The sequence below is a fragment of the Oerskovia sp. Root22 genome (genome assembly GCF_001429135.1).
GTDB classification, from domain to species: domain Bacteria; phylum Actinomycetota; class Actinomycetes; order Actinomycetales; family Cellulomonadaceae; genus Oerskovia; species Oerskovia enterophila.
In genome coordinates, this window is record NZ_LMIL01000008.1 from 365,649 (window position 1) to 387,613 (window position 21,965).

Below are 21,965 nucleotides of genomic sequence, written 5' to 3' on the forward strand. Positions count from 1 at the left end.
ACCGGGCGAATTTAACAGGCCGACCTGGGCGTTGTCCGGAGATGTCCGTCGAACGGGCTATACGTCGCGTAACTCACCAAAACCACCAGCAGAGCCGAGGGGTTCCGACTCTGCCACAGGTGGTGTGCGCGTTGGTCGACCGGCCGCGCTCAGCCCCCGAGCGCGTACCGCATGGGCTCGAGCTTGGCCTCGGACTCGGCGAGCTCGGCTCCCGGGTCGGAGGCTGCGACGATCCCGCAGCCCGCGAAGAGACGCACCCGGTGCGGGTCCTGCGGCGACAGCTCGGCCGAGCGCAGCGCGATGCCCCACTCGCCGTCGCCGTCGGCGCCGAACCACCCGACCGGGGCCGCGTAGCGGGCGCGGTCCATGCCCTCGATCTCGCGGATGAGGTCACGCGCGGCGAGCGTCGGGGTCCCGCACACGGCGGCCGACGGGTGCAGCGCGGCCGCGAGCGCGAGGCTCGTCGGGGCGGGGGACCCGCCCGCCCCGGCCGCGAGCACGCCCGTGACGTCCGAGGCCAGGTGCAGGACGTTGGGCAGGTGCAGCACGAACGGCGCGTCGGGCACGTTCATCGACGAGCAGAACGGGGCGAGAGCGTCGGCGACCGACGCCACGGCGTACTCGTGCTCCTCGAGGTCCTTGGACGAGCGCGCGAGGTGCGCGGCGCGCAGCAGCGAGTCGTCGTCCGCCTCGGCGCCGCCCGAGCGGCGGATGGTGCCCGCGAGCACGCGCGAGGTCACGAGCCCCTTCTCGCTGCGCACGAGCAGCTCGGGGGTCGCGCCGACCATGCCGTCCACCGAGAAGGTCCAGCACGCGTCGTAGGCCACCGCGAGGCGGCGGAGCATCCAGCGGGGGTCCACGGGGTGCTCGGCCGTGGCCAGCACGTCGCGTGCGAGCACGACCTTCTCGAGGTCGCCGCGCCGGATGCGCTCGACGCCCTCGGCGACCACCGCGGTCCAGTCCTCGGCGCTCAGCGAGCCGTCCACGGTCCTGACCGCGCCGGGCCCGGCCACGGGCTCGCGGCGGGCCGGGTCGAGGACGGACGCGACGTCGTCGGGCAGGGCGTCGCCCTGGGTGATGCTCGTGACCCAGGCCGTGCCCTCGGGCCCGCCCCGGCGCCCGACGACGACGCGCGGCACCACGATCGTCCCGCCCGGTCGGGCGTCCCCGGCCGTGCCGGACGTGTCGTCGAACGCGAACGAGCCGAACGCGACCAGTCCCGAGCCGGGCACGTCCACGTCGTCGTGCACGACGGCGGCGCCCAGGACCTCCTGCCAGGCCGCCTCGGCGTCGGCGAACCGTCCGGGACCCCACGCCTCGAGGCGCAGCGCCTCGCCCCACCCCACGATCCCGTCCCCGCGCCGCACCCACGCCAGGGGGCGCGCGTCGGGCAGGAGGTCGAGCAGGGCCGTCAGGTCGCCCGGCAGCCCCTCGGGCAGGCGGGTCGTCCGCACGACCAGTCGGGGTGCGGCCGGGAAGTCGGTGGAGCCAGGGCGGGGGGACCCCGCCGGAGGGGCGCCGAGGTCGTCGGCGTCCCTGCGGGGGTGAGCGTGCGCAGTCATCGTGTCCAGCGTAGGCGTGAAACGATGGGCGCATGTCGCGAGCAAGCCTGGACAAGAAGCCCACCGAGGTCGCCTCGATGTTCGACGGGATCGCCTCCCGCTACGACCTCACCAACGACGTCATCTCGCTGGGGCAGGACCGGCGGTGGCGCAAGCAGACGGTCGACGCCGTCGCGGCCCTGCCGGGCGAGCGCGTCCTGGACCTCGCGGCCGGCACCGGCACGTCGAGCGAGCCGTTCGCGGACGAGGGCGTCGAGGTCGTGCCGTGCGACTTCTCGGTCGGGATGCTCCAGGTGGGCAAGCGCCGGCGCCCGGACCTGCCGTTCGTCGCGGGGGACGCCACGGCGCTGCCCTTCGCCGACGAGTCGTTCGACGCCGTGACCATCTCGTTCGGGCTGCGCAACGTCGTGGACACCGACGCCGCGCTGCGCGAGATGCTGCGCGTGACACGCCCGGGGGGTCGGGTCGTCATCTGCGAGTTCTCCCGCCCCACCTGGAAGCCCTTCCGCGCGCTCTACACGGGCGTCTTCATGAAGATGCTGCCGGTCATGGCGGGGCTCGTGACCAAGGAGAAGAGCTCGTACGAGTACCTCGTCGAGTCGATCCAGGACTGGCCCGCGCAGCCCGAGCTGGCGCACCTCATGATCGACGCCGGGTGGGAGGGCGCTGCCTACCGAAACCTGAGCGGCGGCCTCGTCGCGCTGCACCGGGCCGTGCGCCCCGCCTGAGCGGGTCCCTGCGCCGGGCCGTCGCGCTCTGCGCGCTGCGGCGCCGGCCGGCGTGCCCCGCGCGGGCCCGTCGTCGTTCGCTCTGCCGCGCCCCGTTCCGCCGTCGCCCCCCGTGCGCGCGGGCCGGGGCGCGGGGCGTCCGCGGCCTGACCTGGCGGTTCGGTCACCAGGGAAGGGTTGCCTTGCTACACATCCGCCCGCGTCTGTGACTAGAGTGGCGATGTCCATTGTGAGCGACTTCACAAGGGGCTTTCCGAGGTGTGTTCGAGCTTGCCGAGCGAGGTGAGAACGTGCGTGACAGGAATGATGACGCGGACGTCATCGTCGTCGGTGCGGGCCCAGCAGGGGCCACGGCCGCGCACTACTGCGCCTCGGCGGGCCTGAACGTCCTCCTCCTCGAGAAGGCCTCCTTCCCGCGCGACAAGATCTGCGGCGACGGGCTGACCCCGCGGGCCGTCGGCGAGCTCGTGCGCATGGGCGTCCCCACCCGCGCCGAGGACGGCTGGATCCGCAACAAGGGCCTGCGCGTCGTCGCGAGCGGACGCTCGTGGGAGCTGCCCTGGCCCGAGCTCAAGGCCTACCCGTCCTACGGGCTCGCCCGCTCGCGCATGAACCTCGACCAGACGCTCGCCGAGCACGCGCAGCGCACGGGCGCCAAGCTGCTCGAGCGCACCAACGTGACGGGCCCCCTGCTCGACGAGCGCACGGGCCGCGTCGTGGGTGTCACGGCGCGCCCGCTCGACGAGAACGGGCGCCGCGCGGGCGACGAGTACGAGCTGCGCGCCCCCGTCGTCATCGCCGCGGACGGCGTCTCGTCCCGCTTCGCGCTCGCCCTGGGGCTCGAGAAGCGCGAGGACCGCCCCATGGGCGTCGCGGTGCGGACCTACTTCAAGACCCCGCGCCACGACGACGCCTGGATGGAGTCCCACCTCGAGCTCTGGGACGGGCCGGCAGGGAAGTCGAACCTCCTGCCCGGCTACGGGTGGATCTTCGCGCTCGGCGACGGCACCGCGAACGTGGGGCTCGGCTCGGTCAACTCGACCCCGGCCCGGCAGTCGGCCGCGAACGTGGACTACAAGGACCTGTTCGCCCGCTGGATGGCCAACGCGCCCGCCGAGTGGGAGTTCACGCCGGAGAACCAGACCGGACCCGTCCGCGGTGCGGCCCTGCCCATGGGCTTCAACCGCAAGCCCCTCTACTCGCGCGGCGTGGTGCTGGTCGGCGACTCGGGCGGCATGGTCAGCCCGTTCAACGGCGAGGGCATCGCCTACGCGATGCAGGCCGCGCGCGTCGCAGCGGACGTCGTGGCGCAGTCGCGGGCCCGCAGTACCGACGCGGCGCGCGAGCGCACGCTCGCGACCTACCCCGAGATCATGCGCCGCGACCTGGGCGGCTACTACACGCTCGGCCGGTACTTCGTGCGTCTCATCGAGCACCCCGAGATCATGCGGTTGTGCACCAGGTACGGGCTGCCGCGGCCGCTCGTCATGCGCTTCGTCCTCAAGCTGTTGTCCGACTGTTACGAACCTCGTGGTGGCGACGTCGTCGACCGGGTCATCGCGGGACTGACGAGGGTGGTGCCATCGGCATGACAAACCTTGGTGAGGCGGCAAAGAGGCCGTCACCGCTGTTCACGCAGTCACCACCCCTACCCCCGTCAGACCCGGGTGCCCGCAGCTTCGCGCGGACGCCCGGCGGCAGCACTCCCGACATGCCCCAGCGCGCCCCCCGGAGAGCAGACCGATGACCAACCCCTACGTGCCCGTGCTCGTCCTGATGGGCATCGGAGCCGTGCTCGCCCTCGGCGGAGTCGCCGCGAGCGCCGTGATCGGCCCCAAGAGATACAACCGCGCCAAGCTCGACGCGTACGAGTGCGGCATCGAGCCCACCCCGCACGCGATCGGCGGAGGGCGCTTCCCGATCAAGTACTACCTCGTCGCGATGACCTTCATCATCTTCGACATCGAGGTGGTCTTCCTCTACCCGTGGGCGGTGGACTTCACCGTCCTGGCCACCTTCGGCCTCGTCGCCATGCTGAGCTTCCTCGCCCTGATCACGGTGCCGTTCGTCTACGAATGGCGCCGTGGCGGGTTCGAGTGGGACTAGCCGGAACCAGATAGGGAGAACGCAGATGGGGATCGAAGAGGCTCCCTCGGGCTTCTTGCTCACGAGCGTGGAGAACCTCGCGGGGTACTTCCGCAAGGCGTCGCTGTGGCCGGTGACGTTCGGCCTGGCGTGCTGCGCCATCGAGATGATGGCGGCCGGCGCGTCGCGCTTCGACCTGTCCCGCTTCGGCATGGAGGTCTTCCGGGCCTCGCCGCGGCAGGCCGACCTGATGATCGTCGCGGGCCGCGTGAGCCAGAAGATGGCGCCCGTGGTGCGCCAGGTCTACGACCAGATGTCCGAGCCCAAGTGGGTGCTGTCGATGGGCGTGTGCGCGTCGAGCGGCGGGATGTTCAACAACTACGCGATCGTCCAGGGGGTCGACCACATCGTGCCGGTCGACATCTACCTGCCCGGCTGCCCGCCGCGCCCGGAGATGCTCATCAACGCGATCCTCGCGCTGCACGAGCAGATCCAGGCCGAGCCGCTGGGCGTGAACCGTCGCGAGGCGGCCAAGGCGGCCGAGGCCGCGGCGCTCGAGGCGACCCCGACGTTCCAGATGAAGGGGCTGCTGCGGTGACGAGCACCAACGACGGGACGACGGGCCGCCCGGCGGACGCCGTCCAGCGGGAGAAGGTCGCGCAGGGCGACGTGCCCGGCGAAGAGCTCGTGGCGGGACCGGGCTCGGGTGGGCGCGAGCCGCTCGAGGTCGTCGAGGTCCGCACGGGCATGTTCGGTGCCCACGGCTCGGGGGACACCTCGGGCTACGGCGGTCTGGTGCGCCCCGTGGTGCTGCCCGGACCGAGCGCTCGCCCCTACGGCGGGTGGTTCGACGAGGCCGTGGACGTCCTGGCGGAGGTGCTCGCCGAGGCCGGCGTGCGGTTCGAGGACGCCGTCGAGCAGGTCGTCGTCGACCCGCCGGGGCTGCACGCCGAGCTCACGCTGCACGTCCGGCCGCTGCACGTCGTCACGGTCGCCCGCGCGCTGCGCGACGAGCAGGACCTGCGGTTCGAGCTGAGCATGGGCGTGAGCGGGGTGCACTACCCCCACGACGTGGGCCGCGAGCTGCACGCCGTCTACCACCTGACGTCGGTCACGCACGGGCGGAGCCTGCGCCTCGAGGTCGCAGTGCCCGATGCGCACCCGCACATCCCCTCGACCACGTCGGTGTACCCGTCCAACGACTGGCACGAGCGCGAGACGTGGGACTTCTTCGGGATCGTCTTCGACGACCACCCGGCCCTGGCCCGCATCGAGATGCCGGACGACTGGCCGGGCCACCCGCAGCGCAAGGACTACCCGCTCGGCGGCATCCCGGTCGAGTACAAGGGCGCCACGGTGCCCCCGCCGGACCAGAGGAGGTCGTACTCGTGAGCCCCACCACACCGCACGCGACACCCCACGCCACGAAGGCGCCGTACGGCGACTTCGACGCGTCGATCCCCAGCTACGAGGCCTCGGGCGGCGACTGGGCGGACATCGCGGCAGAGGCGACCCAGCTCGGCGAGGAGCGCATCGTCGTCAACATGGGCCCCCAGCACCCGTCGACCCACGGCGTGCTGCGGCTCATGCTCGAGATCGACGGCGAGACCGTCACCGAGGCCCGCTGCGGCGTGGGCTACCTCCACACGGGCATCGAGAAGAACATGGAGTTCCGGACGTGGACCCAGGGGGTCACGTTCTGCACCCGCATGGACTACCTCGCGCCCCTGTTCCAGGAGACGGCCTACTGCCTCGCGGTCGAGAAGCTCCTCGGCATCACGGACGACATCCCGGAGCGGGCGAGCATCATCCGCGTGCTCATGATGGAGCTCAACCGGATCGCGTCCCACCTCGTGTGCCTCGGCACGGGCGGGAACGAGATGGGCGCGACCACGGTCATGACCATCTCGTTCACGGCCCGCGAGGAGATCCTGCGGATCTTCGAGGCCGTCACGGGACTGCGCATGAACCACGCGTACGTGCGCCCGGGCGGGGTGGTCCAGGACGTCCCGCCGGACGTCGTGGCCCAGATCCGCAAGGCCGACCCGCTGATCCGCGGGTACCTCGCCCAGCTCGGCGACCTCATGCTCGCCAACCCCATCTTCAAGTCCCGCCTGGTCGGGGTGGGGCACCTCAACCTCTCGGGCTGCATGGCGCTCGCGATCACGGGGCCCGTGCTGCGCTCGACCGGGCTGCCGTACGACGTGCGCAAGGCCGCGCCGTACTGCGGCTACGAGACGTACGACTTCGACGTGCCCACCTCGGACGACGCCGACTGCTACTCGCGCGTCGTGCTGCGGCTCGAGGAGTGCTACCAGTCGCTGCGCATCGTCGAGCAGTGCCTCGAGCGGCTCGAGGCCACGGCCGGCCAGCCCGTCATGGTCGGCGACAAGAAGATCGCCTGGCCCGCCCAGCTCGCGATCGGCAGCGACGGCATGGGCAACTCGCTCGACCACATCAGGGAGATCATGGGCACCTCGATGGAGGCCCTGATCCACCACTTCAAGCTCGTCACGGAGGGGTTCCGGGTCCCCGTGGGCCAGGTCTTCCAGTCGGTCGAGCACCCGCGCGGCGAGCTCGGGGTGCACCTGGTGTCCGACGGCGGCACGCGCCCCTACCGGGCGCACTTCCGTGATCCTTCGTTCAACAACCTGCAGGCGGTCGCCGTGATGTGCGAGGGCGGCCAGGTCGCCGACGTCGTCGTCGCGGTCGCCTCGCTCGACCCGGTGCTGGGAGGGGTGGACCGATGACGCTCGAGGCTCACAGGTCCGGATACGACGAGGCGACGTACGCGCGCCTCGCGCAGGACACCGCGGCGATCATCGCCCGGTACCCGCAGAAGCGCTCGGCGCTGCTGCCCATGCTGCACCTGGTGCAGTCGGAGGACGGGTACGTCTCGCGCGACGGCATCGCCTTCTGCGCCGAGCAGCTCGGCATCACGGCGGCCGAGGTGTCGGCCGTCGCGACCTTCTACACGCAGTACAAGCGCCACCCCAACGGCACCTACACCGTGGGGGTGTGCACCAACACGCTGTGCGCGGTCATGGGGGGCGACGAGATCTTCGACGAGCTCTCCGAGCACCTGGGGGTCGGGCACGACGAGACGACCGAGGACGGGGCCATCACGCTCGAGCGCGTCGAGTGCAACGCGGCGTGCGACTACGCGCCCGTCGTGATGGTCAACTGGGAGTTCTTCGACAACCAGACCCCGGCGGGGGCCACCCGGCTCGCGGACCGCCTGCGGGCGGGGGAGCAGGTGGCACCCACGCGGGGCGCCGCCTCGGTGTGCAGCTTCAAGCAGATGAGCCGGGTGCTCGCCGGGTTCTCGGACGGGCGCGCCGACGAGGGGGTCGGGGCAGGCGAACCCACCCTCGCCGGCCTGCGGCTCGCGCGCGATCACGACTGGACCGCACCGGGCGGGGCGGCTCCGGACCAGGTCGACGAGCCTGCCACCGGGCGGGAGCCCGAGTCGGCCGCCGTCGCGGGTGAGACGACCGCGGCGGGCGCCTCCGCCGTCGGGCACGAGCAGTCCTCCGCCGAGCGCACGCCCACCACGCCCGCCGACGCCACGGGGGCCACGCCCGACGCCGCGAAGGGGAAGCAGCCGTGAGCGAGCAGACGATCGACCCGCTGACCCCGATCCTCAGCGAGACCTGGGACGCCGAGCGCTCCTGGACGCTCGACGCGTACGTCGCGCAGGGGGGCTGGAAGGGCCTCGCGAAGGCGCTCTCGCAGCCGCCCGCGGACGTCGTGCAGGTCGTCAAGGACTCGGGCCTGCGCGGCCGCGGCGGGGCAGGGTTCCCCACGGGCATGAAGTGGGGCTTCCTGCCCGCGCCCGACGGCGGGCCCCGCTACCTCGTCGTCAACGCCGACGAGTCCGAGCCCGGCACGTGCAAGGACATCCCGCTCATGCTCGCGAGCCCGCAGCTCCTGATCGAGGGCGTGGCCATCACGTCCTACGCGATCGGCTGCGACCACGCGTTCATCTACGTGCGCGGCGAGGTCCTGCACGTGTACCGCCGCCTGCTCCGGGCCGTCGAGGAGGCCTACGCGGCCGGGTACCTGGGCAAGAACATCCAGGGCTCGGGCTTCGACCTGGACGTCACGGTCCACGCGGGCGCTGGCGCGTACATCTGCGGCGAGGAGACCGCGCTGCTCGACTCGCTCGAGGGACTGCGCGGCCAGCCGCGCCTCAAGCCCCCGTTCCCCGCGGTCGCGGGCCTGTACGCGCGGCCCACCGTGGTCAACAACGTCGAGTCGATCGCGAGCGTCCCGGCGATCGTCAACGAGGGCTCCGACTGGTTCAGGTCCATGGGGACCGAGCGGTCGTCGGGCCACGGGCTGTTCTCGCTGTCGGGGCACGTCGTGCGCCCGGGGCAGTACGAGGCGCCGCTCGGCATCACGCTGCGCGAGCTGCTCGACATGGCCGGCGGGATCCGTGGCGGCAACCGCCTGAAGTTCTGGACGCCCGGCGGGTCCTCGACGCCCCTGTTCACCGACGCCCACCTCGACACACCGCTCGACTACGAGTCGGTCGCCGCGGCGGGCTCGATGCTCGGCACGCGCGCCCTGCAGATCTTCGACGAGACCACGTGCGTGGTGCGGGCCGTGAGCCGGTGGATGGACTTCTACGCCCACGAGTCGTGCGGCAAGTGCACGCCGTGCCGCGAGGGGACGTACTGGCTCAAGCAGATCCTGCGCCGCATCGAGCACGGCGAGGGCACCGAGAGCGACCTCGACGTCCTGCTCGACACGTGCGACAACATCCTCGGCCGTGCGTTCTGCGCGCTCGGCGACGGCGCGACGTCGCCCGTCACGAGCAGCATCGCGCTGTTCCGCGAGGAGTTCGAGGCGCACATCACCGGCCGCGGCTGCCCGTTCGACCCGTCGGCCGCCGCACTGTTCGACTACACGCCCCGGCGTGCCCCGCAGGCCCTGACGGCAGGAGCGCACTGATGACGACCACGACGTCCGCCGGCACGTCGCCCGCCGCGGCGGCAGGGGGCGCCCAGCCCCCCGCGCGTCGCGACGAGGTGACGTTCACGATCGACGGCATCGAGATGGCCGTGCCCAAGGGTACGCTCGTGATCCGTGCCGCCGAGCAGGTCGGCATCCAGATCCCGCGGTTCTGCGACCACCCGCTGCTCGCCCCCGCGGGCGCGTGCCGACAGTGCCTGGTCGAGGTCGCGACGCCCGACCGCGAGGGCAACGTCCGTCCCATGCCCAAGCCGCAGGCCTCCTGCACGCTCGAGGCCACGCCCGGCATGGTCGTCAAGACCCAGCACACGTCGGCGGTCGCGGACAAGGCGCAGCACGGGGTCATGGAGCTCCTGCTCATCAACCACCCGCTCGACTGCCCGGTCTGCGACAAGGGCGGTGAGTGCCCCCTGCAGAACCAGGCCATGAGCAACGGGCGCGCGACGAGCCGGTTCGTCGACGTCAAGCGCACGTTCCCCAAGCCCATCGCGATCTCGACCGAGATCCTGCTCGACCGCGAGCGCTGCGTGCTGTGCCAGCGCTGCACCCGGTTCTCCGCGGAGATCGCGGGCGACGCCTTCATCGACCTGCAGAAGCGCGGGGCACAGCAGCAGATCGGACGGTTCGACGCGCGCGTCCTGGGCTTCGCCGACGGCGAGTCCGAGCCCGCGGCCCCTGCAGGCTCCCTGCCGTACGGCGCGCAGGCCGGCTTCGAGGCGCCCGTGGGGGCCGCGCTCGAGGACGAGTCGGGGCGCCCGTTCGCCTCGTACTTCAGCGGCAACACCGTGCAGATCTGCCCCGTCGGCGCCCTGACGGGGGCCGCGTACCGCTTCCGGTCGCGGCCGTTCGACCTGGTTTCGACCCCGAGCGTGGGCGAGCACGACGCGTGCGGGTCCGCGATCCGCATCGACCACCGCCGCGGCGTGGTGCTCCGGCGCCTGTCTGGCGAGGACCCCCAGGTCAACGAGGAGTGGATCACCGACAAGGACCGCTTCGCGTTCGCGTGGCAGGACGCACCGGACCGTCTGACCCACCCGCTCGTGCGCGACCGCGAGGTCGACGCCGAGGGCCGGGTCACGCGTGGCGAGCTGCGCCCCGCGAGCTGGGCCGAGGCCCTCGAGGTCGCGGCGACCGGCCTCGCGCAAGCGCGGGCCGCGGGCGGCGTCGGGGTGCTCCCCGGGGGTCGCCTCACGGTCGAGGACGCGTACGCGTACGGCAAGTTCGCCCGCGTCGTCCTCGGGACCAACGACGTGGACCACCGCGCCCGCGTGCACTCGACCGAGGAGGCGGACTTCCTCGCCCACGCGGTCGCCGGCACCGGACTGGGCGTGACGTTCGACGAGATCGAGCACGCGCCCGCGGTGCTCCTCGTGGCGCTCGAGGCCGAGGAGGAGGCCGGCGTCACGTTCCTGCGCCTGCGCAAGGGCGTCCAGAAGCACGGCCTGCGGGTCTTCTCGCTGGCCCCCTTCGCGAGCCGGGGCGTGCAGCGCCTCGACGCCACGCTCCTGCGCGCCGCCCCGGGCACCGAGGCCGAGTGGCTCGACGTGCTCGCCACCGGGACCCAGACGCTGTTCGGGCACGACGGGGCCGTGGGCCCCGACGCCCCCGAGTCGGTCGAGGAGCCGGCCGAGGTCTCGGCCCTGCGCGACGCGCTCGCCCGGCCCGGGGCCGTGGTCCTGGTCGGCGAACGTCTCGCCGGCGTCCCCGGCGGGTACTCGGCGCTCCTGCGCCTCGTCGCGAGCACGGGAGCACGCCTCGCGTGGGTCCCGCGTCGCGCGGGGGAGCGCGGGGCGGTCGAGGCCGGCACGCTGCCGGCCCTCCTCCCGGGCGGACGCCCCGTGCCCGACGCCGCAGCCCGGGTCGACGTAGCCGTCGCCTGGGGCGTCGAGCACCTCCCGGAGACGCCCGGCCGCAGCACGGGAGACATCCTCGACGCGCTGTCCGTGGGCCAGCTCGGCGGCGTGCTCGTGGGCGGTCTGCACACCGACGACCTGCCCGACCCCGCGCACACGCTCCGGGCGCTCGAGGCCGCAGGGTTCGTCGTCTCGCTCGAGGTGCGTGCCTCGGACGTCACGGCGCTCGCGGACGTGGTGCTGCCCGTCGCGCCGCCGGTCGAGAAGGCCGGCGCGTTCGTGAGCTGGGAGGGGCGCGTGCGGACCTTCGAGGCCGCGCTCGCCTCGACCGCGATGCCCGACCACCGCGTGCTCGACGCGCTCGCCGACGCCGCGGGCCTCGTGCTCGGGGCCCGCACGACCGAGGAGGTCCGGGCGGAGATCGACCAGCTCGGCACCTGGGACGGAGCCCGCCCCGCGGCCCCCGAGGTCGCGGCCGCAGAACCACCCGCGGTCGCCCCGGGCACCGCGGTGCTCGCAGGGTGGCGCCTGCTCCTGGACGCCGCGCGCGGCCAGGACGGCGAGCGCTTCCTCGCGGGCACGGCCAAGCGGCCCGTGGCCCGCTTGTCGGCGACGACCGCGGCCGCCGCGGACCTGTTCGAGGGGGACGTGGTCCGGGTGTCGACCGACCGCGGCTCGATCGAGCTGCCCGTGGTGATCACCGACATGGTCGAGCACGTCGTCTGGCTCCCGCTCGGTTCCGAGGGCTCGCAGGTCCATCGTGAGCTCGGTGTGGCCCAGGGCGCGCTCGTTCGGATCGAGCCCGCTGCCGGAGCCTCGCGGCCCGGCGAGACCGTCCAGCCCACCGACGGGGGAGCATCATGAGCGGCCTGCTGAACCTCGCCCTGGTCACCGAGACCCCGGGCGTGCCCGGGATCTCGGCCGACTTCTCCCAGGACAACGGCTGGACCTACCTGGTCAAGGCCGTGCTGATCATCGTCTTCCTGCTCACGAGCGTGCTCATCGCGATCTGGTTCGAGCGCAAGGTCGTGGCCCGGATGCAGGTCCGTCCCGGCCCCAACGTGCACGGGCCCTTCGGCCTGCTCCAGTCGCTCGCGGACGCCATGAAGCTCCTCCTCAAGGAGGACCTCACGGTCACCGCGGCGGACAAGTTCGTCTACATCCTCGCGCCCATGATCGCGGTGTTCTGCTCGCTCCTGACGTTCGCGGTCATCCCGTTCGGGCCGAACGTCACGATCCCGTTCACCGACTACTCGACACCCGCACAGCTCACCGACTTCCCCGTCGCGGTGCTCTACATCCTGGCGTGCGCCTCGGTGGGCGTGTACGGGATCGTGCTCGGCGGCTGGTCGTCGGGCTCCACCTACCCGCTGCTGGGCGCGGTCCGCTCGACCGCCCAGGTCATCAGCTACGAGCTCGCGATGGGCCTGGCCCTGGTGAGCGTCTTCATCATGGCCGGCTCGATGTCGACCTCGCAGATCGTCGACTCCCAGACCAAGGTCTGGTGGGCGCTCATCCTCGTCCCGAGCTTCGTGATCTACATCATCGCGATGATCGGCGAGACCAACCGCCTGCCCTTCGACCTCCCCGAGGCCGAGGGCGAGCTGGTGTCGGGCTACATGACCGAGTACTCGTCCATGAAGTTCGCGTGGTTCTTCCTCGCCGAGTACATCAACATGATCAACGTCTCGGCGGTCGCGACCACGCTCTTCCTGGGCGGCTGGCGTGCGCCGTGGCCCCTGTCGGCGATCAACGACGGCATGTTCAACGAGGGCTGGTGGCCCATCCTCTGGTTCCTCGTCAAGGTCTGGGCCTTCATGTTCGTGTTCGTGTGGGTCCGCGGGACGCTCCTGCGCCTGCGCTACGACCAGTTCATGAAGTTCGGCTGGAAGGTCCTCATCCCGGCCGCGCTCGCCTGGATCGTCGTGCTCTCGGTCGTCCAGGGCATGATCCGCTTCGGCGACGTCGACAACCGCGCGATCCTCGTGGCGGCCGTCGTCCTGGGGGTGGTCGCGATCGCCGCGATCTTCCTGTGGCCGCAGAAGAAGGTGCCCGACGCCGACGCAGGCGGGCGAGCGGCGCCGTCGGGCACCTCGCCCTACCGCAAGGGCAGCACCGCGGCACCCGAGCCCTTCGACGCCTTCGCGGGCGGCTTCCCCGTCCCGCCGCTGCCGGGCCAGACGCTGCCCAGTGCGCCGCGCCGGGCACGGCGCCTGGTCCCCGAGGGCAGCCCGCCCGCAGGGGACGGTCCCGCAGCACCCGACGCCCAGGACGAGGAGGTCCCCCGTGGCTGACTACGAGTCGTTGATCCCGCAGAGGAAGGGGCTCGGCGGGCTGCTCGCGCCCGTCGCCGGGTTCGGGGTGACGTTCTCCTCGATGTTCAAGCCCACCGTGACCGAGCAGTACCCGTTCGAGAAGGTGCCCACCAAGCCCCGCTACCACGGGCGTCACCAGCTCAACCGCTACGAGGACGGGCTCGAGAAGTGCATCGGGTGCGAGCTGTGCGCCTGGGCGTGCCCCGCGGACGCGATCTACGTCGAGGGCGCGGACAACTCCGCGCTGCCCGACGGCGCGCACCGCTCGCCCGGCGAGCGCTACGGCAGCGTCTACCAGATCAACTATCTGCGCTGCATCTTCTGCGGGCTGTGCATCGAGGCGTGCCCCACCCGGGCGCTCACCATGACCAACGAGTACGAGCTCACCGGACCCACCCGTGAAGGGCTGATCTGGGAGAAGGAAGACCTCCTCGCGCCGCTGCGCGAGGGCATGCTGGCCGCGCCGCACCCCATGGTGCCGGGCACGACCGACACCGACTACTACCGGGGAGAGGTGACCGGGCCCGTGCCCGAGCAGATCGACTGGGTGCGCGAGCACCGGCCCGACGACCCGACCCTGCCTCCCGTCGTGGACCCCGCCGCCGCCCGGCGCCCCGAGGTCCGCAAGGTGGTCCGGTGACCGTCAGCGGGGGAGAGGTCGTCCTGTTCTGGGTCCTCGCCCCCCTCATGGTCCTGGCCGCGCTCGGCCTGCTGTTCGCCCGCAAGGCCGTGCACGCCGCGATCTGCGTCGTGTTCGTCATGATCAGCCTCGCGATCCTCTACATCGCGCAGGAGGCCGCGTTCCTGGGCGTCGTGCAGATCGTGGTCTACACGGGCGCCGTGATGATGCTCTTCCTGTTCGTGCTCATGCTCGTGGGCGTCGACGCCTCGGACTCGCTCGTCGAGACCATCCGCGGCCAGCGCTTCATCGGGATCCTGCTGGGCCTGGGGCTCGGCTCGGTCCTGGTCGGCGTGATCGCGCAGGCGACGTTTCCGCCCTCGGTCGGGCTCACGGCCGCGAACGCGGAGACCAACCCCGTCGCGCTGGCCCGCATCCTCTTCGCGGACTACGTGTTCGCCCTCGAGGTCGTCGGGATCCTGCTCGTGACCGCGGCCATCGCCGCGCTCGTCCTGACCCACCGCCGCCGGCTCGTGCCGCGCGTCGGGCAGCGGCAGGTCTCGGACGCCAAGGTCGCGGCCCTCGCCGAGGGAGGGCTCCTCACCCCCCTGCCCGCCCCGGGCGTCTACGCGCAGAACAACGCCATGGACACCCCGGCGCTCGACCCGCAGGGGCGCCCCATCGAGCACTCGGTCTCGCGGATCCTGCGCATCCGCGGCCAGGAGAGGTCGGCCGACCGCATCCTCGCGGCCGAGCGAGACGTGCTGGTCGAGCACGAGCCGGAGCTCACGGGCCGCAGGTTCCCCGAGCTGGCCGCGGGCACCGACGAGGACGAGGAACGCTGACATGGAGCTGACCAACTACCTGATCCTCGCCGCGATCCTGTTCGCGATCGGCGCGACCACGGTGCTGCTGCGCCGCAACGCGATCATCGTGTTCATGGGCATCGAGCTCATGCTCAACGCGACCAACCTCACGTTCGTGACGTTCTCGCGCATGCACGGAGACCTCCACGGGCAGGTCATCGCGTTCTTCGTGATGGTCGTGGCCGCGGCCGAGGTCGTCGTGGGGCTCGCGATCATCGTGGCCATCTTCCGTACCCGCCGCTCGGCCTCGGTCGACGACGTCAACCTGCTGAAGAACTGAGAGGGCAGGCATGCCAACGGTGACTCTGCTTTCAGCCCTCCCGCGCGTCGGCGAGCTCGGCGCGCTGCTCCCGGCCGCCCTCCCGACGCAGGAGATCGTGCCCGTCTCGACGATCGTGCCCGGCCCGTTCCTGCTGGCCCCGCTGCTGATCGTGCTGCCCCTCCTGGGGGCCGCGATCCTGCTGCTCGCGGGGCGCCGCAGCGACCGCTGGGGCGCGTGGTTCGGGGTGCTGATGTCGGGCGGCGCGTTCGTCGTCGCCCTCGTCGTCTTCTTCTCGATGCTCGGCCTGCCGGCCGACGAGCGGGTGGTCGACCACCGGCTCTTCGACTGGATCGCCGCGGGCGGCCTGGACGTGGGCGTGGGCCTGCGGATCGACCCGCTGTCCATGACGTTCGTGCTGCTCGTGACGTTCGTCGGCACGCTCATCCACGTCTACGCGGTCGCGTACATGGAGCACGACCCGGACAAGCGCCGGTTCTTCGCCTACCTGAACCTGTTCGTCGCAGCCATGCTGATCCTGGTCCTCGCGGACTCCTACCTGCTGCTGTTCGTCGGGTGGGAGGGCGTGGGCCTGGCCTCGTACCTGCTCATCGGCTTCTGGAACCACGAGCGGGCCAACGCGGTCGCGGCCAAGAAGGCGTTCATCATGAACCGCGTGGGCGACCTGGGACTGATCGTCGCGCTCATGCTCATGTTCGCGGGCTTCGGAGCGGTCGACTTCGCGACGGTCTTCGCCGACGCGCCCGCGGCGGGCACGGCCCTGCTGACGGCGATCGGCCTGGCGCTCCTGGTCGCCGCGTGCGGCAAGTCGGCCCAGTTCCCGCTCCAGGCCTGGCTCGGGGACGCCATGGCGGGCCCCACGCCCGTCTCGGCCCTCATCCACGCGGCGACCATGGTCACCGCGGGCGTCTACCTGGTGGTCCGCTCGGCCCCCGTGTTCGAGGGGGCGCCGACGGCGCAGCTCGTCGTGGTCATCGTCGGTGCGGTCACGCTCCTGTTCGGCGCGATCATCGGCTGCGCCAAGGACGACATCAAGAAGGCCCTGGCGGCCTCGACCATGTCCCAGATCGGCTACATGATCCTCGCGGCGGGCCTGGGGCCCATCGGGTACGCGTTCGCGATCTTCCACCTCGTGACGCACGGCTTCTTCAAGGCCGGGATGTTCCTCGGTGCGGGGTCGGTCATGCACGGCATGAACGACGGGGTGGACATGCGGCGCTTCGGCGCGCTGTCGAGGTACATGAAGGTCACGTGGGTCACGTTCGGCCTGGGCTGGCTCGCGATCCTGGGCATCCCGCCGTTCTCCGGGTTCTGGTCCAAGGACAAGATCATCGAGGCCGCGTTCGTCCCGATCGACGGGCAGGAGTGGCGGGCGTGGGTCTTCGGCGGCGTGGCGCTGCTGGGCGCCGGGATCACGGCGTTCTACATGTCGCGCCTGTTCTTCATGACGTTCCACGGGCACAAGCGCTGGAACGACGGGTCGGGCAGCCCCACGGGCAACCTCTCGACCGACGGCCCCGTGCAGCACCCGCACGAGTCCCCGGCACTCATGACGATCCCCATGGTCGTCCTCGCGGTGGGGTCGGTCGCGCTCGGCGGGCTCCTCGCGATCGGCAACGGGTTCGTCGACTGGCTCTCGCCGGTCACGGGCCACGCCGAGCACGCGGAACCGGTCCTGCCGGTCTGGGCGCTCATCACCCTGACCCTCCTGCTGGTCCTCGTGGGCGTGCTGCTGGCCTGGCGCCAGTACGCGGTGTCCCGCGTGCCGATCGTGCCTCCGCACGGGTCGGCGCTCACGCGGGCCGCGCGCCGGGACCTGTACCAGGACGACGTCAACGAGGCCGTCTTCATGCGGCCCGGGCAGTACCTCACACGATCCCTGGTCTACGGGGACCGGCAGATGGTCGACGGCGGCTGGATGGGCCTCGCCGGCCTCGTCGGAGCGACAGGGGAGAAGTTGCGCGGCATGCAGAACGGATTCGTCAGGTCCTACGCGGCGACGATGCTCGCTGGCCTGATCGTGATCGTCGCGGTGGTCCTCGCCGTGACCACCGGAACAGGGAGCTGAGGGACCGATGACCACCGAGATTCCCTGGCTGACACTCCTGATCGTCCTGCCGCTCGTCGGCGCGGCGGCGGTCTGGGGGCTGGGCGCGACCTCCGCGCGCAAGCACCTGCGGACCGTCGCGGTCGTCTTCGCGCTCGCCGAGCTCGTGCTGCTCGGCCTCGCGATCAGCGCGTTCGACACCGCGGACGCAGGCACCTTCCAGCTCACCGAGACGCACGCGTGGATCCCGCAGCTCGGCGTGAGCTACGCGGTCGGCGCGGACGGCGTCGCGCTCCTGCTGGTCGGGCTCGCGGTGCTGCTGGTCCCGCTCGTGGTGCTCGCCGCGTGGCGCGAGCAGGACGGCGACCTCTCCAAGCTCCGCCACTACCTGGGCCTGGTGCTGCTCCTCGAGGCGTTCATGGTCGCGGTCTTCGTGGCGCGCGACGTGTTCTTCTTCTACGTCCTGTTCGAGGCCATGCTGATCCCGGTCTACTTCATGATCGGCGGTTTCGGGGGCGGGGCGCAGCGACGGTACGCGGCCGTGAAGTTCCTGCTCTTCTCGCTCGCGGGCGGGCTCGTCATGCTCGTCGGGGTCATCGCGCTCTACCTCAACGGGCCGGGCGGCGAGCAGGGCTTCCTGACCCAGACCCTGGTCGACGACCTGGCGGCGAACCCGCTGCCCGTGAGCACCGAGCGGCTGCTGTTCCTCGCGTTCTTCCTCGCCTTCGCGATCAAGGCGCCGCTCTTCCCGGTCCACACCTGGTTGCCCGACGCCGCCGAGCACGCCCCCGCGGGTACCTCGACGCTGCTCGTGGGCGTCCTGGACAAGGTCGGCACGTTCGGCATGCTGACGCTGTGCCTGCCGCTGTTCCCGAACGCGAGCCGGTGGGCGGCTCCTGTGATCGTGGTGCTGGCCGTGGTCTCGATCCTCTACGGCGCACTCATGGCGATCGGCCAGACCGACGTCATGCGGCTCATCGCCTACACGTCGGTGTCCCACTTCGGGTTCATCGTCCTGGGGATCTTCTCGTTCACGTCGCTCAGCATCTCCGGGGCGTCGTTCTACATGTTCAACCACGGCATCTCGACCGGGGCGCTCTTCCTCCTGGCGGGCTTCCTGATCGCGCGGCACCCGACGCGCTCGCAGCGCCTGACCGACTACGGCGGCCTCCAACGGGTCACCCCGGTCCTCGCGGGGACGTTCCTCGTGGCCGGTCTCTCGGCGCTCTCGCTGCCGGGCCTGTCGACGTTCGTCTCCGAGATCATGGTCCTCGTCGGTACCTTCTCGCGCAGCAACCCGGCGGCCCTCGTGGCGGTCCTGGGCGTGGTCCTCGCGGCGCTGTACGTGCTGCTGACCTACCAGAAGGTCTTCACGGGCCGGACGCCCGACGCCCTGACAGGGACGGCGGACCTGGGAGCTCGTGAGAAGTGGGTCGTCGCGCCCCTGATCGTGGCCCTGCTGGTCCTCGGCTTCTACCCGGCGCCGGCGCTCGACCTGGTGCGCGAGCCCGCACAGGCGACCATGACGGCCGTCGGGCTCGAGGATCCCGCCCCGAACCCCGAACTCCTCAGCGTTGAAGGGAGCGACTCGTGAGCACCGCAGCCGCCTTCGTGGCCCCCACGATCGACTGGGCCTACCTCGTCCCCGTGATCGTCGTCCTGGGGGCCGGTGTCCTGGGTGTCCTGGTCGAGGCCTTCGTGCCGGACCGGCACCGCCGCGCGGTCCAGGTCGTCCTGGCCCTGGGCGCCCTCGTCGGGGCCCTCACGACGATCGTCCTGCTCTGGGACGACGTGCAGGAGCTCAACGGCATCCAGGTGCTGGGCGGGTCGCTCGTGATCGACCCGTTCGGCCTGGCGCTCCAGGGGATCGTCGTGGTCCTCGCGCTGCTGGCCACGCTCGTGATCGCCGACCGCACCTCGACCGGGCAGGACGCGTTCGCGCCCACCGCAGCTGCCGTGCCCGGCTCGGCGTACGAGGACCTCGCGCGCCGCCGTGGCCTCGAGCAGACCGAGGTCTTCCCGCTCGTGCTGTTCGCGGTGGGCGGGATGATGATCTTCCCGGCCACGGGCGACCTGCTGACGATGTTCGTCGCGCTCGAGGTGCTCTCCCTGCCCCTGTACGTGCTCACGGCGCTCGCGCGCCGTCGTCGGCTCCTGTCGCAGGAGGCCTCGTTCAAGTACTTCCTGCTGGGAGCCTTCGCGTCGGCGATCTTCATCTTCGGCGTGGCGCTCGTCTACGGTTTCGCGGGCTCGGTGCGGCTCGCCGAGGTGCGCGCGGCCCTGCTGAACGGCGGCGGCCTCGACGGGATGACGGGCCTGGTGCTCCTGGGCCTGGTCATGGTGCTCGCGGGCCTGCTCTTCAAGATCGGTGCGGCCCCGTTCCACTCGTGGACCCCCGACGTCTACCAGGGCGCCCCGACGCCCATCACGGGCTTCATGGCAGCCTGCACCAAGGCCGCCGCGTTCGGAGCGCTGGTGCGCGTCCTCTACCTGATCGGCTCGGCGCTCCCGCCGGACCTCCAGGAGAAGCTCGTGGTCGCGCTGTGGGTCGTCGCGATCCTCACCATGGTCGTCGGGTCGGTCATCGGTGTGATCCAGACCGACATGAAGCGCCTGCTCGCATACTCGTCGATCGCGCACGCCGGCTTCCTCCTGGTGGCGCTCGTGGGCTTCGGCGAGCTGAGCGGGTTCGGCGTCCGGGCCGTGGTGTTCTACCTGCTCGCGTACGGTCTGGCGACCGTGGGGGCCTTCGCGGTCGTGACGCTCGTGCGCGAGCGGTCGCCGCAGCCTCGGGCCGCCGTGGAGAGCCCGGTGCTCGCCGCGGTGGGTTCTGGCGGGACGGCAGGGTCCGTGGCAGCAGCGGGGTCTGGGGCCGGGGGAGCGGGGGACCTCCCCGCGTCCGACGGCGGAGCGATCCTCGGCGAGGCCACGCACCTGACCGAGTGGGCCGGTCTGGGCAGGCGCAGCCCGTGGCTCGCGGGGGCGTTCGCCCTGTTCCTTCTCTCGATGGCCGGCATCCCGCTGACCGCGGGCTTCATCGCGAAGTTCACGGCGTTCGGTGCCGCTGTCGCGGTGGGGGCCTGGCCGCTCGCCCTGATCGGCGTCCTGGCCTCGGCGGTCTCGGTGTTCTTCTACGTGCGGATCATCGTCCTCATGTTCTTCACGCCGTCGCCGTCGAGCGTCGCCGGCGGGGTCGAGCAGGAGAGCCCGGAGAACGCGGACGGGGGTCCCGCGGCGACCTCGGCCGTGGCCGCGCTCGCGACCCGGGTGACGGTCGTCAGGTCCGAGGGATTCACCACGGTCGCGATCGTGATCTGCGTGACAGGAGTCGTCCTTCTCGGCGTTTTGCCCTCCTCGGTTCTCGATCTTGCCCTCGAGGCGGCTAAGTTCAGACCGTGACCACAGTGCCACCCGTCTCAGCGACGGCGATCCCCCTGACCGATCCGGAGCTCTCCGCGACGCTCACCGCACGCCTTGCGACCGTCGAGGCGCGCCTGGGCGACGCCGTCGCGCACTCCGACGGGCTCGCGGACACCGCGTCCCGCCACCTCGTGAACGCCGGCGGAAAGCGCCTGCGCCCGCTCCTCGCACTGCTGTGCGCGGAGCTGGGCGACGGCGCCCGGCCGGAGGTGGTGGAGGCGGCCGTCGTCGTCGAGCTCACCCACCTGGCCTCGCTCTATCACGACGACGTCATGGACTCCGCGCCCGTGCGGCGCGGGGCTCCCTCTGCGCACGCCGTGTGGGGCAACTCCGTCGCGATCCTCATCGGTGACCTGCTCTTCGCCCGTGCAGCGTCCACGGTCGCCGCGCTGGGTCCGGAGGCCGTGCTCATCCAGGCGCGGACCTTCGAGCGGTTGTGCCTCGGCCAGCTGCACGAGACGACGGGGCCCTCGGAGAACGACGACCCCGTCGAGCACTACCTCGAGGTCCTCGCGGACAAGACCGCGTCGCTGCTCTCGACCTCGGCTCGCCTGGGTGCGATGTTCGGCGGGTGCGACCAGTCGGTCGTCGAGGTCGTCGCGGAGTACGGGGAGAAGCTGGGCGTCGCGTTCCAGCTCGCCGACGACGTGCTCGACCTCGCGTCCTCGGGCGAGCAGTCCGGCAAGACACCCGGCACGGACCTCCGCGAGAAGGTCCCGACCATGCCCGCTCTGCTGCTGCGCGCCCGCGTGAGCGGTGGCAAGGGCACCGCCGCGGACGTGGCGATCGTCGACCTGCTCGACTCGGACCTGTCCGGGGACGCAGAGCTCGCCTCGGCCGTCGCCGCGCTGCGTGCTCACGAGGTCCTGGCAGAGACCCGGGCGCTCGCCGTGGGCTGGGCCCGCGCGGCGATCGCCGAGCTCGACCCGCTGCCCGCAGGGCCGGTCAAGGACGCGCTCGTCTCGTTCGCCCAGGCGCTCGCCGACCGCGCGGCCTGATCCTCACGGAGGGCGGCGCCGGGGACCTCACGGTCCCCGGCGCCGCCCTCTGCCGTACCAGGTGAATCTCGCCCCGCCGGGCCACGCTCGCCGACCCGCGGGACGGTGTCCCTGGCCTGCGAGGACACCGCTCGCAGCATTGCTGCCAGTAGTGCCAGGGGGAGTTCTCCCCATCCACTGGATGCTAATGACGTGACGTCTTGTGGTTATCCTTC

At 71.7% G+C, this 21,965-nt stretch carries 18 protein-coding genes; 17 read left to right on the top strand and 1 reads right to left on the bottom strand.

The features are described 5' to 3' along the window. Positions 1 to 149 precede the first annotated feature (149 nt). The gene (locus tag ASE15_RS10305) at positions 150 to 1,562 is read right to left on the bottom strand and encodes an isochorismate synthase MenF (RefSeq protein ID WP_082608815.1); all 1,413 of its coding nucleotides are present in this window, start codon (positions 1,560 to 1,562) and stop codon (positions 150 to 152) included. Between the two features lie 32 nt (positions 1,563 to 1,594). Here ASE15_RS10305 and ASE15_RS10310 point away from each other — a divergent pair, with 32 nt between their 5' ends. From ASE15_RS10310 to ASE15_RS10390, 17 genes are all read left to right on the top strand, one after another. Continuing rightward, positions 1,595 to 2,290, top strand: a complete 696-nt coding sequence (locus ASE15_RS10310; protein WP_056649794.1) for a demethylmenaquinone methyltransferase — start codon at positions 1,595 to 1,597, stop codon at positions 2,288 to 2,290. A 290-nt stretch (positions 2,291 to 2,580) separates the two neighbouring features. After that, a complete protein-coding gene (locus ASE15_RS10315) occupies positions 2,581 to 3,882 on the top strand; it encodes a geranylgeranyl reductase family protein (protein ID WP_082618380.1) in 1,302 nt (433 codons plus the stop codon). A 151-nt stretch (positions 3,883 to 4,033) separates the two neighbouring features. Then, positions 4,034 to 4,396, top strand: a complete 363-nt coding sequence (locus ASE15_RS10320) for an NADH-quinone oxidoreductase subunit A (RefSeq protein WP_056649801.1) — start codon at positions 4,034 to 4,036, stop codon at positions 4,394 to 4,396. Between the two features lie 25 nt (positions 4,397 to 4,421). Then, positions 4,422 to 4,973: an NADH-quinone oxidoreductase subunit B family protein gene (locus ASE15_RS10325; RefSeq protein WP_056649804.1), complete on the top strand. Its 552-nt coding sequence runs from the start codon at positions 4,422 to 4,424 to the stop codon at positions 4,971 to 4,973. A gap of 71 nt (positions 4,974 to 5,044) precedes the next feature. Then, a complete protein-coding gene (locus ASE15_RS10330; protein ID WP_369800585.1) occupies positions 5,045 to 5,767 on the top strand; it encodes an NADH-quinone oxidoreductase subunit C in 723 nt (240 codons plus the stop codon). Further along, on the top strand, positions 5,764 to 7,125 hold the full coding sequence (locus tag ASE15_RS10335) for an NADH-quinone oxidoreductase subunit D (protein ID WP_056649810.1): 1,362 nt from the start codon (positions 5,764 to 5,766) through the stop codon (positions 7,123 to 7,125). The genes ASE15_RS10330 and ASE15_RS10335 overlap by 4 nt, the downstream gene beginning before the upstream one ends. Continuing rightward, entirely contained in the window at positions 7,122 to 7,985 is an 864-nt protein-coding gene (gene nuoE / locus ASE15_RS10340; protein WP_056763157.1) for an NADH-quinone oxidoreductase subunit NuoE, read from the top strand. The genes ASE15_RS10335 and nuoE overlap by 4 nt, the downstream gene beginning before the upstream one ends. Positions 7,986 to 7,996: 11 nt before the next feature. Continuing rightward, complete coding sequence (nuoF, locus tag ASE15_RS10345; RefSeq protein ID WP_056763259.1) at positions 7,997 to 9,331, top strand: NADH-quinone oxidoreductase subunit NuoF; 1,335 nt, start codon at positions 7,997 to 7,999, stop codon at positions 9,329 to 9,331. Beyond that, entirely contained in the window at positions 9,331 to 12,069 is a 2,739-nt protein-coding gene (locus ASE15_RS10350) for an NADH-quinone oxidoreductase subunit G (RefSeq protein WP_056649816.1), read from the top strand. The genes nuoF and ASE15_RS10350 overlap by 1 nt, the downstream gene beginning before the upstream one ends. Continuing rightward, positions 12,066 to 13,499 (top strand): NADH-quinone oxidoreductase subunit NuoH, encoded by a 1,434-nt coding sequence (gene nuoH / locus ASE15_RS10355; RefSeq protein WP_056763159.1) that lies wholly within the window; start codon positions 12,066 to 12,068, stop codon positions 13,497 to 13,499. Before ASE15_RS10350 ends, nuoH begins: the two co-directional genes overlap by 4 nt. Next, the gene (nuoI, locus tag ASE15_RS10360) at positions 13,492 to 14,160 is read left to right on the top strand and encodes an NADH-quinone oxidoreductase subunit NuoI (protein ID WP_056649822.1); all 669 of its coding nucleotides are present in this window, start codon (positions 13,492 to 13,494) and stop codon (positions 14,158 to 14,160) included. Before nuoH ends, nuoI begins: the two co-directional genes overlap by 8 nt. Beyond that, a complete protein-coding gene (locus ASE15_RS10365; protein WP_056649825.1) occupies positions 14,157 to 14,984 on the top strand; it encodes an NADH-quinone oxidoreductase subunit J in 828 nt (275 codons plus the stop codon). Before nuoI ends, ASE15_RS10365 begins: the two co-directional genes overlap by 4 nt. Before the next feature lies 1 nt (position 14,985). Further along, positions 14,986 to 15,285, top strand: coding sequence for an NADH-quinone oxidoreductase subunit NuoK (gene nuoK / locus ASE15_RS10370; protein WP_056649827.1), 300 nt, complete (start codon positions 14,986 to 14,988; stop codon positions 15,283 to 15,285). A 115-nt stretch (positions 15,286 to 15,400) separates the two neighbouring features. Continuing rightward, positions 15,401 to 17,353 carry an NADH-quinone oxidoreductase subunit L gene (gene nuoL / locus ASE15_RS10375; protein WP_369800586.1) on the top strand — a complete coding sequence of 651 codons (1,953 nt, stop codon included), beginning with the start codon at positions 15,401 to 15,403 and terminating at the stop codon, positions 17,351 to 17,353. A 7-nt stretch (positions 17,354 to 17,360) separates the two neighbouring features. Then, a complete protein-coding gene (locus tag ASE15_RS10380; RefSeq protein WP_056763160.1) occupies positions 17,361 to 18,926 on the top strand; it encodes an NADH-quinone oxidoreductase subunit M in 1,566 nt (521 codons plus the stop codon). Further along, positions 18,923 to 20,731, top strand: a complete 1,809-nt coding sequence (gene nuoN / locus ASE15_RS10385) for an NADH-quinone oxidoreductase subunit NuoN (protein WP_056763162.1) — start codon at positions 18,923 to 18,925, stop codon at positions 20,729 to 20,731. The genes ASE15_RS10380 and nuoN overlap by 4 nt, the downstream gene beginning before the upstream one ends. Continuing rightward, positions 20,728 to 21,750: a polyprenyl synthetase family protein gene (locus tag ASE15_RS10390; protein WP_056649835.1), complete on the top strand. Its 1,023-nt coding sequence runs from the start codon at positions 20,728 to 20,730 to the stop codon at positions 21,748 to 21,750. The genes nuoN and ASE15_RS10390 overlap by 4 nt, the downstream gene beginning before the upstream one ends. Positions 21,751 to 21,965: the final 215 nt, after the last annotated feature.

Coding starts and splice junctions, on each gene's coding strand:
- ASE15_RS10305 (WP_082608815.1), bottom strand. CDS start 1,562: ATGACTGCGCACGCTCACCCCCGCAGGGACGCCGACGACCTCGGCGCC.
- ASE15_RS10320 (WP_056649801.1), top strand. CDS start 4,034: ATGACCAACCCCTACGTGCCCGTGCTCGTCCTGATGGGCATCGGAGCC.
- ASE15_RS10325 (WP_056649804.1), top strand. CDS start 4,422: ATGGGGATCGAAGAGGCTCCCTCGGGCTTCTTGCTCACGAGCGTGGAG.
- ASE15_RS10310 (WP_056649794.1), top strand. CDS start 1,595: ATGTCGCGAGCAAGCCTGGACAAGAAGCCCACCGAGGTCGCCTCGATG.
- nuoE (WP_056763157.1), top strand. CDS start 7,122: ATGACGCTCGAGGCTCACAGGTCCGGATACGACGAGGCGACGTACGCG.
- ASE15_RS10350 (WP_056649816.1), top strand. CDS start 9,331: ATGACGACCACGACGTCCGCCGGCACGTCGCCCGCCGCGGCGGCAGGG.
- nuoH (WP_056763159.1), top strand. CDS start 12,066: ATGAGCGGCCTGCTGAACCTCGCCCTGGTCACCGAGACCCCGGGCGTG.
- nuoK (WP_056649827.1), top strand. CDS start 14,986: ATGGAGCTGACCAACTACCTGATCCTCGCCGCGATCCTGTTCGCGATC.
- ASE15_RS10380 (WP_056763160.1), top strand. CDS start 17,361: ATGACCACCGAGATTCCCTGGCTGACACTCCTGATCGTCCTGCCGCTC.